This is a genomic window from Marinobacter mangrovi (assembly GCF_016798325.1).
GTDB classification, from domain to species: Bacteria; Pseudomonadota; Gammaproteobacteria; order Pseudomonadales; family Oleiphilaceae; genus Marinobacter_A; species Marinobacter_A mangrovi.
In genome coordinates this window covers 539,685-555,595 of sequence record NZ_JAERVO010000002.1, presented here as the reverse complement: position 1 = coordinate 555,595, position 15,911 = coordinate 539,685, and the positions used below count along the sequence as shown (strand labels likewise).

The 15,911-nt window shown below is 61.3% G+C and carries 15 protein-coding genes; 8 read left to right on the top strand and 7 right to left on the bottom strand.

Annotated features, from left to right (window positions below; all coding sequences use genetic code 11):
* Nucleotides 1-17 precede the first annotated feature (17 nt).
* The 6 genes from hpf (at nucleotide 18) to yjgA (ending at nucleotide 4,240) form a co-directional block, all read left to right on the top strand.
* Nucleotides 18-326 carry a ribosome hibernation promoting factor gene (gene hpf, locus JL474_RS08595; RefSeq protein WP_123632559.1) on the top strand — a complete coding sequence of 103 codons (309 nt, stop codon included), beginning with the start codon at nucleotides 18-20 and terminating at the stop codon, nucleotides 324-326.
* Nucleotides 327-354: 28 nt separating this feature from the next.
* Entirely contained in the window at nucleotides 355-822 is a 468-nt protein-coding gene (gene ptsN / locus JL474_RS08590) for a PTS IIA-like nitrogen regulatory protein PtsN (RefSeq protein WP_123632560.1), read from the top strand.
* Between the two features lie 28 nt (nucleotides 823-850).
* Complete coding sequence (rapZ, locus tag JL474_RS08585) at nucleotides 851-1,741, top strand: RNase adapter RapZ (protein ID WP_123632561.1); 891 nt, start codon at nucleotides 851-853, stop codon at nucleotides 1,739-1,741.
* Nucleotides 1,738-2,007 (top strand): HPr family phosphocarrier protein, encoded by a 270-nt coding sequence (locus JL474_RS08580; protein WP_123632562.1) that lies wholly within the window; start codon nucleotides 1,738-1,740, stop codon nucleotides 2,005-2,007. Before rapZ ends, JL474_RS08580 begins: the two co-directional genes overlap by 4 nt.
* Nucleotides 2,008-2,310: 303 nt before the next feature.
* Nucleotides 2,311-3,672: a magnesium transporter gene (gene mgtE / locus JL474_RS08575; protein WP_123632563.1), complete on the top strand. Its 1,362-nt coding sequence runs from the start codon at nucleotides 2,311-2,313 to the stop codon at nucleotides 3,670-3,672.
* Nucleotides 3,673-3,712: 40 nt separating this feature from the next.
* Entirely contained in the window at nucleotides 3,713-4,240 is a 528-nt protein-coding gene (gene yjgA / locus JL474_RS08570; RefSeq protein ID WP_203141725.1) for a ribosome biogenesis factor YjgA, read from the top strand.
* A 29-nt stretch (nucleotides 4,241-4,269) separates the two neighbouring features.
* Here the strand turns inward: yjgA and JL474_RS08565 are convergent, their stop codons facing one another.
* The 7 genes from JL474_RS08565 to JL474_RS08535 form a co-directional block, all read right to left on the bottom strand.
* On the bottom strand, nucleotides 4,270-5,103 hold the full coding sequence (locus JL474_RS08565; protein ID WP_203141724.1) for a carbon-nitrogen hydrolase family protein: 834 nt from the start codon (nucleotides 5,101-5,103) through the stop codon (nucleotides 4,270-4,272).
* Nucleotides 5,104-5,205: 102 nt separating this feature from the next.
* Nucleotides 5,206-9,090 (bottom strand): YhdP family protein, encoded by a 3,885-nt coding sequence (locus JL474_RS08560; RefSeq protein ID WP_203141723.1) that lies wholly within the window; start codon nucleotides 9,088-9,090, stop codon nucleotides 5,206-5,208.
* 70 nt (nucleotides 9,091-9,160) lie between these two features.
* Nucleotides 9,161-10,639 (bottom strand): ribonuclease G, encoded by a 1,479-nt coding sequence (rng, locus tag JL474_RS08555; RefSeq protein ID WP_123632567.1) that lies wholly within the window; start codon nucleotides 10,637-10,639, stop codon nucleotides 9,161-9,163.
* Nucleotides 10,636-11,253 carry a Maf family protein gene (locus JL474_RS08550; RefSeq protein ID WP_203141722.1) on the bottom strand — a complete coding sequence of 206 codons (618 nt, stop codon included), beginning with the start codon at nucleotides 11,251-11,253 and terminating at the stop codon, nucleotides 10,636-10,638. Before JL474_RS08550 ends, rng begins: the two co-directional genes overlap by 4 nt.
* 12 nt (nucleotides 11,254-11,265) lie before the next feature.
* Complete coding sequence (gene mreD, locus JL474_RS08545; RefSeq protein WP_123632569.1) at nucleotides 11,266-11,745, bottom strand: rod shape-determining protein MreD; 480 nt, start codon at nucleotides 11,743-11,745, stop codon at nucleotides 11,266-11,268.
* Nucleotides 11,742-12,623 (bottom strand): rod shape-determining protein MreC, encoded by an 882-nt coding sequence (gene mreC, locus JL474_RS08540; protein ID WP_236012114.1) that lies wholly within the window; start codon nucleotides 12,621-12,623, stop codon nucleotides 11,742-11,744. The genes mreD and mreC overlap by 4 nt, the downstream gene beginning before the upstream one ends.
* Before the next feature lie 150 nt (nucleotides 12,624-12,773).
* Nucleotides 12,774-13,817 carry a rod shape-determining protein gene (locus tag JL474_RS08535; RefSeq protein WP_004581576.1) on the bottom strand — a complete coding sequence of 348 codons (1,044 nt, stop codon included), beginning with the start codon at nucleotides 13,815-13,817 and terminating at the stop codon, nucleotides 12,774-12,776.
* 295 nt (nucleotides 13,818-14,112) lie between these two features.
* Between JL474_RS08535 and gatC the strand changes: the two genes are divergently transcribed.
* Nucleotides 14,113-14,400, top strand: a complete 288-nt coding sequence (gatC, locus tag JL474_RS08530; protein ID WP_203141721.1) for an Asp-tRNA(Asn)/Glu-tRNA(Gln) amidotransferase subunit GatC — start codon at nucleotides 14,113-14,115, stop codon at nucleotides 14,398-14,400.
* A 53-nt stretch (nucleotides 14,401-14,453) separates the two neighbouring features.
* The gene (gatA, locus tag JL474_RS08525) at nucleotides 14,454-15,902 is read left to right on the top strand and encodes an Asp-tRNA(Asn)/Glu-tRNA(Gln) amidotransferase subunit GatA (RefSeq protein ID WP_123632572.1); all 1,449 of its coding nucleotides are present in this window, start codon (nucleotides 14,454-14,456) and stop codon (nucleotides 15,900-15,902) included.
* Nucleotides 15,903-15,911: the final 9 nt, after the last annotated feature.

The following is a 15,911-nucleotide window of genomic DNA, read 5'->3' as shown; positions in this document are numbered from 1 at the left end:
GACAATAGGAGAAGCCTATGCAAATCAATATGTCAGGTCACCATGTCGAATTGACTCCCGCTCTGAAAACCTATGTTTCCGAAAAGTTCGAAAAACTCGAACGCCATTTCGACCACATCAGCAACTGTCAGGTGACCCTGTCCGTGCAGAAGCTTCGCCAGACGGCCGAGGCCACCCTGCACGTTATTGGTGGTGAAATTCATGCAAAGGCTGAAAACGAAGATATGTACGCGGCCATTGACGGACTCCTAGACAAACTCGACCGCCAGATCCTGAAACACAAGGAAAAGACGGTTGATCGAATGCACGGCGCGACCAGCCGCTAGCGGTTCATAAAGGGAAAGCATTCCATCCATGACGGAAAGTCCACTAACCATTCAATCCATCCTGGTTCCCGAGCTCACCCTCTGTGGTGTGCCGGGAACCAGTAAGAAACGCATCCTGGAACTGATCGCCGAGAACGTCGCCCGGCGCTATCCGGAACTCGACGAGACCCAGATTTTCAACAACCTGGTGTCCCGCGAGCGGCTCGGCAGCACCGGGATCGGACAGGGCATTGCCATCCCCCATTGCCGGCTGGAAGGCTGTCATCAGGTGGTCGGCGCCCTCCTGACCCTGGAAGAAGGCGTGGCTTTCGATGCCATCGACAACCAGCCGGTCGATCTCCTGTTCGTGCTGATCGTTCCCAAGGAAGCCACCAGTGAACACCTGGAGCTTCTCAGCCAGCTGGCCGAGAAGTTCAATGACCGCTCTTTCTGCGAGCGTCTGCGACGCTGTGAGGATGCGTCGCAGCTGTTTGAGGTCATGACGCAATCAGAGTGAATCATCTGCTGATCGGCGAAGGCACTGCATGAAACTGATTATAGTCAGCGGGCGCTCCGGCTCCGGCAAGAGTACGGCCCTGCACGTTCTGGAAGACCTGGGCTACTATTGCATCGACAATCTGCCCATCGGCCTGTTGTTTCCCCTGGTCGAGGAGGCGGGCAACGCCTCGCCCAACAAGTTGCGCAACATTGCGGCGAGTATCGACGCGCGCAACCTGTCCGATGAAATCGCCAACTTCGAGGCCATCCACGAGCGCCTATCCACCTGCGGCATGAAGGTCGAAATCGTCTTCCTCGATGCCACCGACCAGGCTCTGCTGCAACGCTTCCACGCCACCCGGCGCAAGCACCCACTCAGCGATGGGCGTACGTCATTGCGCGAGGCGATCACGGACGAAAAACACCTGCTTGAGCCGCTGGCCCAGCTGGCCGACCTGTATATCGACACGACCGAACTGTCGATGTACGAGCTGCGGGACATGATCAAGCAGCGCATCGTCGGCCGCCGGGAACAGGAGCTGGCATTGCTGTTCCAGTCCTTCGGCTTCAAACACGGCGTACCGGTCGACTCCGACTACGTTTTCGACGTGCGCTGCCTGCCCAACCCCTACTGGGACGCCAACCTGCGTAAATTCACCGGTGTCGATCCAGAAGTGCAGACGTTCCTGGAGAGCCAGCCGGAAACCCGGGAGATGCTGGATACCCTCACCCGTTTCCTGGAAACCTGGCTGCCCTCGTTCCAGGCCAGCAATCGCAGCTACATGACCATTTCCATTGGCTGTACCGGTGGCCAGCACCGCTCGGTTTACATGTGCGATCAACTGGGCCGCTACTTCAACCAGAAGTACAGCAATGTCCAGGTTCGCCACACCGAGCTCCCGCACCTTCATCCAGCGTCGACTGACGATCCGTCATGATTCGCCAGCCGATCACCATCATCAACAAGCTCGGACTGCATGCCCGGGCGGCGGCCAAGCTGGTCAGCACGGCGTCGGATTTCGACAGCCAGGTGCTGATTGCTAAGGAGGGCCGCGAGGTCGACGGCAAGAGCATCATGTCCGTCATGATGCTGGCCGCCAGCTGCGGCACCGAAATCGAGCTGGTGCTGGACGGACCCGACGAGCAGGCGGCCCGGGACGCCCTGGTAGCGCTGATCGACGATTACTTCGGTGAAGGCGAATAAGGGTTCGCGATGATCGCTGCACGCCCCTCTCGACGTGCCCCCAAAGCCGGTGGAATTCACCTACACTGAATTCTCACGTCTGCAACGTAAGTCCGCTATACTTAGGAACTTCTGAATAAGTCCTGGAGCGCCTCAGGGTGATCATGGCCGTCCACTTTCGCTCGGCTCGGTGACGAGACATTTCAGGACTTATCCAGGAATCCCACAAAACGAGACAGGATGGCGCAGCAATCCCCGGATTGCCCGCCAGAGAATCAGCCGCAGGACGCGCCGATCGTCCTGATCCGGATTCATGGGTAAGTCATGTCAGACGCAGTCGAAAACAGCCAGGCCCGGCAGCGCCTCCGCACCCTGGGCGAGGCGCTGGACAGCGGTGCCCTGCAGCAGGTCGCGCGCATCCTCAACGGTGGCCTGAGCCCCAGCGATATTGCTCACCTGCTGGAATCCTCTCCGCCGCGCCAACGTGCCCTGCTCTGGAACCTGGTCGACAAGAGCCTGGAAGGGGAAGTCCTCCAGTACCTCAGTGACGACATCCGAAGCTACTTCCTGAGCAAGCTGAACGCCCAGGAACTGGCGTCCATCATCGAAGACTTCGAGTCGGACGACCTGGCCGACCTGCTGCAGCAGCTGCCGGACACGGTGATCCAGGAAGTCCTCGACACCATGGACGACCAGGATCGCCAACGGGTGGAGGAAGTCCTCGCTTACCCGGAAGACACCGCAGGCGGCCTGATGAATACGGACACCATCACGGTGCGTCCGGATCTCAGCATCGACGTGGTGTTGCGGTATCTTCGCCGCCACCGCTCCCTGCCGCCGATGACCGACAGCCTGATCGTGGTTAACCGCCGCGACGAATACATTGGCGTCATGCCGATTACCAAGATGTTGGTATCCAGTCCCAGCGCCACCGTGCGGGAGGTGATGGACACCGACATCGAGCCGATTCCCGTCAACCTGTCCGACACCCAGGTCGCCACCCTGTTCGAACGCTATGACCTGATCTCCTCGCCGGTGGTCAGCGAAGAAGGCAAGCTGCTGGGCCGGATCACCATCGATGACGTGGTCGACGTTATTCGTGAAGACGCGGACCACTCGCTGATGAGCATGGCCGGTCTGGACGAGGACGAAGATACCTTCGCGCCGGTCATGAAGACCACCAAACGCCGGGCAGTCTGGCTGGGCATCAACCTGATTACGGCGTTTATCGCATCCTCCGTAATCGGCATGTTCGAAGGCACCATTGCCAAAGTGGTGGCCCTGGCGGTCCTGATGCCCATCGTGGCCAGCATGGGCGGGATTGCCGGCAGCCAGACGCTGACCCTTGTGATCCGGGGCATGGCGGTGGGCCAGATCAGCGGCGCCAACGTGCGCTGGCTGCTGAACCGGGAATTCATGGCCGGCGTGCTCAATGGCCTCCTCTGGGCCGTCGTGGTGTCGATCGCGGCCACGATCTGGTTCCGGGATCCCATGATCGGCGTTATCATTGCCGCGGCGCTGATCATCAACCTGATCGCGGCGGCACTGGCCGGCACTTTGTTGCCCCTGTTTCTCAAATCAAGGAACATCGACCCGGCCCTGGCCGGTGGCGTGATCCTGACAACGGTAACCGACGTGGTGGGTTTCCTGTCCTTCCTGGGACTGGCCACCGTGATTTACGCCTGATGGCCTCGCCAGGGCGATCTGCAACAACCCGGAAAAGACCATGATCGACGACGACTACCAGGACGACGAGGACTACAAGAGCAAGTCCGAACTCAAGCGCGAGATGCATGCGCTACAGGACATCGGCAAACGCCTGCTGGAACTGACGCCTGATCAGGTCGAACCCCTCCCCATCAGTGACCGTTTACGGGCCGCGATTGAGGAATCAAAGCGTATTCGCCAGCACGAAGCCCGGCGGCGCCATCTGCAGTATATCGGCAAGGTGATGCGTCAGGAGGATCAGCTGGAAGAGGTTATCCGGGCCATCGAAGCGTTCGATACCGGCAGTGCGGAACATACCCGTCGCCATCACCTGGCGGAACGCTGGCGCGACCGCATGGTGGCAGAGGGGGATTCGGCGGTAGGCGAGTTTCTCGGCTACTGCCCGGAAGCCGATATCCAGCACCTGCGCAATCTCGCCCGCAATGCCCGCCGGGACGCGCAGAAAGACAAAAACACCGGCCATGCCCGGAAGTTGTTTCGTTACCTGCGCGAGTGCGTGGATCAGCAGGAAACACCGGGCGCCTGAGGCGCCCGACGTATCTCGCTTCCGGTAGTTTACAGCCGCCGGTGAGACCACACCGGCATGCGATCCCGGGTCAGTGAGAGCTTGCCCGGGTCCAGGTCGGCGGTCGTCAGAGTCATCCCCTCACTGAGTTCGGTCACCACAGCGCCCCAAGGGTCCACCACCATGGAATGCCCATAGGTCCGCCGCTTGGCATCGTGCTCACCGCCCTGTCCGGCCGCCACCATCCAGAACTGGTTCTCGATCGCGCGGGCCCGCACCAATGGGTGCCAATGAGCCAACCCGGTCTGGTAGGTAAAGGCGCTGGGCAAGGTCACCCACTCAGCCCCCTTGCCCCGCAACTGTCGGAACAGCTCCGGGAAGCGCAGGTCATAACAGATGGCCAACCCCAGCTTGCCGACCGGCGTATCCACCACCACAACCGCCTCGCCGGGCTCGAACGTATCGGACTCGCGATAACTGCCCTGGGCATCCTCTACCTGCGCATCGAAGAGGTGGATCTTGTCGTAACGGGCGACTTCCTCACCCTGATCATTGAACACCACACAGGCGGACCGCACACGGCTGTCCAGCTCGGTGCCATCCGGGCGGGCGGCAATCGGCAAGGAACCACCGACAATCCAGATGCCCAGGCGCCGGGCCTGTTCGGCGAGAAAAGAACGGATCGGTCCGGACGCGTCGCGCTCCAGCAGGCCCCGCTCCATCATTTGACGGGTACTCAGCACCGCAAAGTTTTCCGGCAACACGGCAATCCGGGCCCCCTTGTCGCTGGCCTGCTGCAGAAGCTCCCGGGTATCCGCCAGGTTCTGGTCGAGATCGTGTCCACTGACCATCTGCAATACCGCGACGCGGTTTTCTTGAGTCATAGCGCTGCCTCCTGAGGCGTTTTCCATGTCGACGTCTCATCAACGACGACGATCAACCTGCCCTGAATAAACCGTGAAACCCCGGGGGCCGTCAAGCTTCGGTCACTTTCCGGTATCGAACACGTTGCGCAGTTCCACCTTGGGATCGTCCCACGACCCGGTGACGGAATAAGTCGCACTGGTCAGGCGGCTCAGCGGGTCGCCCAGCACTTTGTCCAGGACGAACAGTGCGCCGCCGATCGGCGCGGAGGCCCCCATCAGGATCGCGGCCAACGGCAGGTTCTGGGTCAGCGGCAACACCACCACCAACCGCATATCCAGCATTTCCTTCACCAGATCCGCGGAGCCTGTGAGTTTGAAAGCACCCGATGGACCGACGATCTGCAGTTCCGGATCCCAGTTCAGCGTTCCCGACGCCAGGCGCGCCGTTCCGGATATGGCATCAAACGCCACGCCCGCCTCGTAAAGATCCGAGAAATCGAGTTTCAGACGGCGCAGCAGGGTGTCCGAATTGAGAATGCCAAACACTCGGAAAATCTGGGCGGTGTTACTGCGCTCGAGAATCACACCGTCATCGATACGGAATCCCAACGTTCCTTTGACCGTCTCCAGCGAGCCCGCTTCTGGCGGCCCATCCCAGCCCAGATCGATTTCCACGCGGGTCTTGTTACTGCGCAGCGGGACACTGCCCTCAATCCAGGGACTGATGTCCGCCAGGTTTTTACCGGCCAGCACACCATTGATCTGGGTTTGTTCGCCGTTCTCTCCGGCTGACCAGATCAAGCTGCCGTCAAACGCCAAACTACCGACCTGGCCTTTGATCTTGTCAACGCTCAGGGCCCGGGCAGCCGGCCTCAGCAAGAACGACCACTGGCCGTAATCCCGGCCGTCGACCTGCACGCTGTCGATGGTGACGTCCGCATCGGACCACTGCCCGACGCCGCGTTCGGCAAACGACACCGGCGCCTGATCCACTGCGCCGTCGTCCTCCCCGGTCGCCAGGACAATGTGATCCAGATCCACGGTCAGGGGATCATTCCCGGACGGCAGCCGCAATTGGCCGGCAAGGTCAGGGCCGTCGAACGTAACGCGCCACCCCTTAGTATCCGGTACGGCCGTGACCTGTGCCTTGCTGAACGACTGACCGGCGGCCTGAAGGCGATCGACCGACAACGCCACCCGATTCAGCCATTGCATGCCCGCCCCGGAGCTGGCCCCCACCGAACCCAGGTTGTGGCTCTCCAGGGCATCTTGCCAAATCTCTGCATCCAGTTGAGCCAGGTGGCCGGTAATCTCCAGTCCCGCGGCACCGGACACCGACGTGGACTGGGCACCCAACTCAATCCGACCCCGGTCAAACACCTGGTCCAGCCAACGCAAACGGAAAGCCAGTCGATCCGACCAGTGACCCGACAGCATCAGGCCCCCATCGTCGCCCCAACTGATCACCATACTGAGGGGAACCGGCTGGCCCATAGCCTTGTGCAAAGGTTCCGGCCAATCGATCGAAACGTTCGAGAGCGACGACGTCAACCTCAGGGACGACGCCCCCGCCGAAGACACCCCCATTTCCGCCCGATAGCCGGCACGCCCTTCAATCCCTGGCAGGTTGCCGATCCCAAAACGGGTCGCCAGGTCATCCAGGTTCATGCGCCCGGTCTGGATCAGTTTCAGCGGCGCGTCGGCCCCATCCCGCGCCAGGAACAGTTCAACAGGGCTGTCCAGGAAGCGGGCGGACAGCGGCTTGCCGGAAAAGCCGGTTTCAGAATCGTAGTGCACGGTGCCGTTCAACTGTTCCCAGACTGCTGACGAGTCGTTGTAGGCAATGCGCCCGTCTTCTGCTTTCAGATCCGCTTTGACGTGCGTCTTCGCATCATCGGCCAGCCCGATATCCAGATCGAGATCCAGATGATACTGGCCACCGATATTCAGCGCCGTGGCGGCGGAACCGGCGAACTCACCCAGCGGTGACTGATCCAGCCAGTCAGCCACCTGCTCCCCCTTGAAAGGCGCCGCCGTATGCACCTGCAACACTGCCGGCTCGGCATCGCCGTCCACATGCACCGTTGTGGGTTCGAGGGTCAGGCCTCCGGTTGTGCCCTGCTCCACCTGGATACGAGCTTTTGCCCCCTGAACCACCACTTGCCCAGACGCGCCCGTGACTACAGGCCAGCGCTCGTCGTATTGGATTCGGGCGTCAGTAAACTGATATTGCTGGCTGGTGGTAAAACTGCCCGGCGGAGACCCCTTGTTCACCTGCCCGTGACCGTAAAAGACGCCGTGGTCAATGTCTGCGCTTTCAACAGCGCTGGTGATCCAGTCGTAGAAAGCGGGATCCACGACCTTGCCCGGCACGAAATCCGCCAGCATCGGCGCCGTTGCATCCCAGGCTTCGACCCGCATGGATAGCGTATCCTCGCCCGGCTCCTGCAGCTTCAGATCGAAAGCGCCGGCAAGTCTCGTCTTGCCCTGATACTGGATATCAATACGGTCAGACCAAATGCGCTTGTGGGGGCCATCAATCTGCCAATGAACCTGGGTCCGCAGGTGCGCCAGTGTCCAGGCATGCGCGAATTCCTGCGGGAATCCCAGCGTCACATCGTCCGTGTCCACGGACACCTGACCGGCTGAGCGGGACAGGGTCAGACGGCCATTCAATCCCTGCACGCCCGGCGCGCCATCGAAGGCCTGTACGGACACATCTGCCAAGCGCCCCGTCAGCTGGAAATCATCGGCCGTTTCCGGCACCCGGAGTGCCAGGTCATGCAGTTCGCCCCCGGGCTGGTAATGCGCCAGTGCGTTGCGCAGCTCGTCATCCAGCGGTGCAATGGCCTGCGCCATGCCGGACAACATGCCCAACGGGACTTTTGAAGCGACCACGCTCCAGCCGTCATCGCGGATGATGCGCAAGTCGATGTTACGCGCCGATTGCCCGCCCCAATCCCAGCCCAGACCCTGAACATCCAGACGCCAGCGGTCGTCCCCCGTTCGCTGCCAGCCCACCTGAGCCTGGACCGATTCAACCGGCGCCTGGGTCTCGCCATCGGCCCGAATCTGTACGTGCGGCACCGACAAGCGGGCATTGACTCGCTCCAGCTCACCACCGGCGAAGCGCAGCCACGCCTGACCACCGGCATCCACGCTGTCGATCAAACGGTTCTGCCACTGGTAACGCTGCAGGAAAGCATCAAACAGGCGACCGGAATCCACATCGACAAACAGCGTGCCGTCGAAATCGCCACGGAAGAAGTGCTCACCCTCAAGATAGAAACGGGCCAGCTGGGTCGTGGAGCCGGGCTGCATCGCACGGCCGGAAGCACTGAAGGTGCCACGCCAGTAGCGCAGGTCCACTTGTGGAATGAAGAACGTCCGACGCGGTTCGTCAGGCACCTTGAGGCCCAGGTGCACCTGGTTGAGCTGGACGGAAGGATCGGACAGCACCTCTCCCAGGCGATTGATCCAGGCTCGGGGCCCGGATTCGTCTCCCTCGGCGTCAGAGGCATCGGCCTGGGGCAATGTCAGCCCCTCGATGGTGATGGCCCCTGACGGGCTTTGCTCGAGCGTCAGGTCCATGCCGCTGGCGACCAGGTCATTGAAGACCAGGCGCTGTCGCACCAGCGAAGCCACCGAATCGAGCCGGATGTCCACGCGCTCGACCCGGGCAATGACCTTCTCCGGTTGTTTCGGATCGCGGATCTCCATGCCCGAAAGATCCAGCACCGGATCCATGCCCTTCCATTGCCCGTGCAACTGATCGATGTGCACCGGTTGGCCCAGGCGCTCGGAGAGCACCGCTTCGATCTGCGCCTGATAGCGATCGACGGCGTGCATCAATTGCCGGCCGATCACCACATAGAGCGCGATGACGATCAGGATAGCCAACACGGCCATCCAGACCAGATTGGCCAGGCGGATCAGCCAGCGCAATGGCAGGGAGGTGTCGGGAGGCGTTTCCCGGCGACGGGCTTTCGGGTCAGATACGTCCATGCAATGCCCGCCGGCCTAGTCCTGAACCGGGGAAAACGCCGTCGGGAGGTAGCAGCGACGGCGGTTCACGTTACAGCAGGACCACATCGTACTGTTCCTGACTGTAAAAGGGTTCGACCTGGAAGCGAATGCTCTTGCCAATGAACGTTTCCAGATCCGCGACGTTGTCGGATTCCTCGTCCAGCAGGCGATCAACCACGGACTGGGAGGCCATGACCAGGTAGCTTTCAGCCTCATAGGCCCGGTTGACCCGCATGATCTCGCGGAACACCTCATAGCAGACCGTTTCAGGGGTTTTCAGGAAGCCACGCCCGTCACAGATCGGGCAGGATTCGCACAGCACCTGGCCCAGGCTTTCGGTAGTCCGCTTGCGGGTCATTTCCACCAGCCCGAGCTCCGACACGCCAGTGATCTTGGTCTTGGCGTGGTCCCGCTCGAGCATTTTCTCCAGCATCCGGTGGACCTGGCGCTGATGCTCGGTGTCTTCCATGTCGATGAAATCGATGATGATGATCCCACCCAGGTTGCGCAGCCGCAGCTGGCGGCTGATTGCGCGGGCCGCCTCCAGGTTGGTCTTGAAGATGGTTTCTTCCAGATTACGATGCCCCACAAAGGCACCGGTATTGATATCGATCGTCGTCATCGCCTCGGTCTGGTCGATGATGACGTAGCCGCCGGACTTGAGCTGTACCTTGCGGCTCAGGGCTTTCTGGATTTCGTCCTCGACGCTGTACAGATCGAAAATCGGCCGCTCGCCCGGGTAGTACTCCACCTTGTCGGAGAACTCGGTGACAAACTCCTCCACGAATTCCATCACCCGCTGGTAGCTCTCCCGGGAGTCGATGCGCACCTTTTCGGTCTGCGGGCGCACCAGGTCCCGGATGGTACGGATAAACAGCGGCAGGTCCTGATAGATGACCGACGGCGCTTTACCGGTGGCGTTGCGCTCCACAACCGACTGGTGCAGGCGGTGCAGGTAGGTCATGTCCCCCAGAAGATCGTCGCGGGAGGCACCTTCTGCCGCCGTCCGGATAATGTAGCCGCCACTGGCCTCCAGCGCTTCCGCGCCTTCCTGGACCAGGCTACGCAGGCGCTCGCGCTCGGTGTCGTCTTCAATCCGCTGGGAAATGCCGACGTGCTGGACTTCTGGCATGAACACCAGATAACGAGAGGGAATCGACAGCTGCGTGGTCAGACGCGCTCCCTTGGTGCCGATCGGATCCTTGGTGACCTGGACCACCAACGACTGACCTTCGCGCAGCAGTGAGCGGATGTCCGGCACCGCCTTGGGCGTGTCGGAAGCGGACTCCTCGCCGTTGCCCACCACCAGAACGTCGGAAGCGTGGATAAAAGCGGCCCGCTCCAAGCCAATATCGACAAACGCGGCCTCCATTCCGGGCAGGACCCGGACCACCTTGCCTTTGTAGATGTTGCCAACGATTCCTTTGCGGCTGGTGCGCTCAATATAGGTTTCCTGCAACATGCCGTTCTCGACCAGGGCCACCCGGGTCTCGACCGGCGTCACGTTGATCAGGATTTCCTCACTCATACCGACTTCTCCGCCGACGGCAGCCAGGTCTTCCAGACCGGCTGTCCTGCTTCTGCAAACAATTCCGCAGTTTCCTGCAGGGGCAGGCCGACTACGGCGCTGTAGCTACCCCATAGGCCGTCAACGAAAACGGCTCCCCTGCCCTGAATACCGTAACCTCCGGCTTTGTCCCGGGGCTCACCGGTCTGCCAGTAGGCATGAATTTCTTCGTCGCTCAATGCCCTGAAGCGGACTTCTGTCACCGCCAGCCGGGCGTAGCAGCCAAACTCGCCCGCCAGCGCCACTGCGGTCATCACCTTGTGCGTGCGACCGGAAAGATGGCGGAGCATGTCCGCCGCCTCGGCCGCATTGCTCGGTTTGCCCATGATCCGGTCTTCGCAGACCACTGTGGTGTCCGAACCAATGACCAGACTGGCCGGATCGTCGGCCTGGGCCAGCCCCGCCTCGGCCTTTTCCCGGGCCAGGCGCTCCACGTAATGCTCGGGGCGCTCGCCAGGAAGGCAGGTTTCATCGAGATCCACCGGGCATACCGAAAATGAGAGTCCGATCTGCGCCAGCAGTTCCCGGCGGCGGGGTGATGCAGATGCCAGAATAACGGGCCGCGTCGTGCTCATGGTGTCCTCGCGCTATGCCAGCTTCAGATTCAGTCGATCAAGAATGCCACAGACAAACGGCCATACGAGGGTGCTGGTCACCGCCGGCAACAAATAGGTAAAGCCCGGATTGTCGGCGCCCAATAACTGGTTCACGAAGTGCACGAACATCTGGTTGATGCCCAGCAGAAGAAACACCATCAGACACTGTTGTGGCATCGGAAACATACGCAGCCGCTGATGGGTGGTCAGCACCAGAAAGGCCACCAGTGCCATGGCAAGAGCGTTAATGCCGAGTGTGCTGGCCTCAAGCACATCCAGGAACAGCCCCAGCACCCACGCCACCAGCACACCAAACCGGCTGGGGGCCCTGAATGTCCAGTAGAACACCATCAGCCCTAACCATTCAGGGCGATAGACCAGCCAGTCCACCGGAAACAGGGAAATGCTCAGGACCAGGGAGATCAGGACGCTGATCGCAAACACGGGGTAACTGATGACGGATAGACTCATTCGCTCCCCTCACTGTCTGAAGCACTTCCGGATTCCGCTTCGGCAGCCGCCTGGGCGCAGTCAACCTCACCCGGGGGGCAGTCGTCGTCGCCATGGCGCACCTGCGGTTGGAACACCACCAACACCAGGTCACTCTGATTCAGTTTGGCTTTGGGTTCAGCCTGGATATCGGCAAAGGGTTCGCCGGGCTCGCTGTGGATACGAGTGACTGTGGCAACCGGGTACCCCTTCGGGAAACGACCGCCCAGGCCGGAGCTGACCAGCTCATCGCCCTCGCGGATATCCGCCGTGTCGGGGACATGCACCAGATCGAGTGTATCGGGATTTCCGGTGCCCAGCAGGATCGCCCTGACGCCGCTGCGCAGGACTTCCACGGGCACAGCGTGGCTGCTGTCAGACACCAACAGCACCCGGGACGTAAAGCGGCTGGTCTGGATAACCTGCCCCATCAGACCATTGGCATCCAGGATGGCCTGACCTTCGGTGACCCCGTCGCGGGATCCCTTGTTGATGATCAGTTCATGGGAGAAGGGGTCGGGAGAGACGCCAATGACGTCGGCCACCACAACCCGCTCATCCAGCTGTGTGGCCACGCCGTTGAGACTGCGCAGTTCAATGTTGTCTGCAGCCAGGGACGCATACTTGATGGAGCGCCGTTCGAGTACCAGCAAGCGGGCACGCAGGGATTCGTTTTCCTCGATCAGGTCATCCCGACTGGTGAAAACATCAGCCCCCCAGTCCGAGAGACTGTCTGGAACGTGGCCCAGCCATACCACCGGCGTCAAAGCGGAACTGAGCCAGCTTCGCAGCTCGTCGACCCGCCCGAAGCGGGAATCCAGAACCACAAGCACCAGCGACAGAACCACCACCAGCAACAACCGGAATCCCGGGATGGGCCCCCTTGCAAACAGCGTCTTGATAGCTCAATTCTCCCCGCTTAAAACGACAACCGCCGCTGCGACGAATCGACAGCGGCGGCCAGAGGCGATGCCTCATCGCATCGCTAATGTCTGTTCGCGAAGGCTGTATCAGCCTTCGTGTGAAAACATGCCAATGCCGCCCCGGTCGATCACCTCAAGCGCCTTGCCGCCGCCCCGAGCCACGCAGGTCAACGGATCTTCGGCGACAATCACCGGCAGGCCGGTCTCCTCGCTCAGGAGCTTATCCAGGCCGCGCAACAGGGCGCCGCCACCCGTGAGGACGATTCCACGCTCGGCAATATCCGACGCCAGTTCCGGCGGAGACTGTTCCAGCGCACTTTTCACGGTCTGGACGATCTGCGCCAGGGACTCCTGCAGGGCTTCCAGGATTTCCTCACTGTTCAGGGTAAAGGCCCGGGGCACGCCCTCGGCCAGGTTGCGGCCGCGCACGTCGATCTCACGGATCTCGACGCCTTCGTAGGCGCACCCGATCTCGTGCTTGATGCGCTCGGCGGTGGAGTCGCCGATCAAGCTGCCGTAGTTGCGGCGCACGTAGGTGACGATCGCTTCGTCGAACTTGTCACCGCCCACCCGAACGGATTCGGCATACACGATGCCGTTCAGGGAGATGATGGCAATTTCCGTGGTGCCGCCGCCGATGTCGACAATCATGGAACCGCTGGCTTCTTCCACCGGCAGGCCGGCGCCGATGGCCGCGGCCATCGGCTCCTCAATCAGGAACACTTCTCGTGCGCCGGCGCCCATGGCAGATTCGCGAATGGCCTTACGCTCCACCTGGGTCGATTTGCTCGGCACACAGACCAGAACTCGTGGGCTCGGTGTGATAAAGCTGTTTTCGTGCACTTTGTGGATAAAGTGCTGCAGCATTTTTTCGGTGACCACGAAGTCGGCAATCACGCCATCTTTCAACGGTCGGATGGCGGTAATGTTGCCCGGTGTACGGCCCAGCATGCGCTTGGCCTCGCCACCAACGGCAGCAACCATCTTCTGGGCATTATTGGTGCGAATCGCCACTACAGACGGTTCGTTCAGGACAATACCGCGGTCACGGACATAAATAAGGGTGTTGGCCGTCCCCAGATCGATGGATAAATCACTGGAAAAAAGACCACGAATTTTCTTGATGAGCATTAGCGTATTTTCAACCTGAGACAAACAGTCGCGAAATGAATGCGGCAACTTTAGCAGTGGGCCGGTATACAGGCAAGGCTCATAACAGGCCGGAAGCAGCGTCATATCTGGATTACTGCATGCTCCCCACTGCCTGTCGCATCACCGGAATCTGCCGCTCACCGCCTCCCGAACGCGCCGCAATCTGTTACCATACTGCGCCATCAAACAAACGCCTGAATCAGACCGGGGCGCGCAACCAGAGTCCCTGGACCGGTTCAGCATCCATAAGTTCACCGTTAAGTGGAGACGTTACGTGGCCATATCCCGCGAGGAGATTGAAAAAGTCGCCCTGCTGGCACGCATCCGCCTGGAAGACAACCAGGTCGGCGCCCTGGAGAAGGACGTGGGCAACATCCTGAATCTGGTGGACCAGCTACAGTCCGCCGACACCTCGTCGGTCGAACCGCTGGCTCACCCGCTGGACGCCACCCAGCGACTGCGCGCGGATGAAGTCACCGAACACGACCAGCGCGACGCCTTCCAGCGCATCGCCCCGGCGACCGAGGACGGCCTGTACCTGGTGCCCCGCGTGATCGAGTGATGCGCAGCCCATTGCCAGCCGAATGACGACTCAGACTGTTACGGACACCTTTTATGCACGACAAAACTGTTGCTGAACTGGCCCGCGACCTCGAGCAGGGCACCGTTTCCAGCGTCGAACTGACCCGGCATTTCCTCGATCGGATCCGCCAGGACGATACCCGCTATAACAGCTTTATTACGGTCACCGAAGACGAAGCGCTGAAAGACGCCAAGGCGGCCGACGACCGTCGCGCCCGGGGCGAGGCCACACCCTGGACCGGGATACCCTTTGCCCACAAGGACATCTTCTGCACTGACGGCGTTCGCACCACCTGCGGCTCGCGCATGCTGGAGAATTTTGTTCCGCCTTACGACGCCACGGTCACCGCCCGCTTCCGAGACGCCGGCGCCGTGTGCCTGGGCAAGACCAACATGGACGAGTTCGCCATGGGCTCCTCCACCGAAAGCAGCTACTACGGCGCCACGGTAAACCCCTGGGGGGACAACCTGGTTCCGGGTGGGTCTTCCGGTGGCTCCGCCGCGGCTGTTGCGGCGCGACTCGTGCCCGCGGCGACCGGCACCGATACTGGCGGCTCCATTCGCCAGCCGGCGGCCATGTGTGGCATCACCGGTCTCAAACCGACCTACGGCCGCGTTTCGCGCTACGGCATGATCGCCTTCGCCTCAAGTCTGGACCAGGGCGGCACCATGGCCCGCACGGCCGAAGACAACGCCCTGATGCTGAACGTGATGGCCGGCTTCGACCCCAAGGACTCCACTTGCATCGATCGTCCGGTGCCGGACTACACGGCAAACCTGAACGAGCCGCTCAAGGGCCTGAAAGTCGGTCTCCCGAAGGAATACTTCACGGATCAGCTGGACGACAGGATGGCCGGGCAGGTACGCGCCGCCATCGCCGAATACGAAAAGCTGGGCGCCACTGTGCAGGAAATTTCCCTGCCCAACACGCACCTGGCAATCGCCGCCTACTACATCATTGCGCCGGCCGAAGCCTCCGCCAACCTGTCGCGCTTTGACGGCGTGCGCTACGGTTATCGCTGCGAGGCTCCCAAGGACCTGATGGACCTCTACACCCGCACCCGCGCCGAAGGCTTCGGGGAAGAGGTCAAGCGCCGGATCCTCGTCGGCACCTACGCCTTGTCTGCCGGCTACTACGACGCCTACTACCTCAAGGCACAGAAAGTCCGTCGCCTGATCCAGCAGGACTTCATCGAAGCGTTCAAGTCCGTCGACATTATTATGGGCCCTGCGGCGCCGACCCCGGCGTTCGGCATCGGCTCCAAGACCGACGACCCGGTCAAGATGTACCTTGAGGACATCTACACCATCGCCATCAACCTGGCTGGCGTGCCGGCCATGTCGGTGCCGGCCGGCCAGATCGATGGATTGCCGGTGGGCCTGCAACTGATCGGCAACTACTTCGATGAGGCTCGCCTGCTCAACGCCGCCCATCAGTTCCAGCAAGCCACTGACTGGCACACCCTGACGCCTGCGGGCTGAACCAGAAGG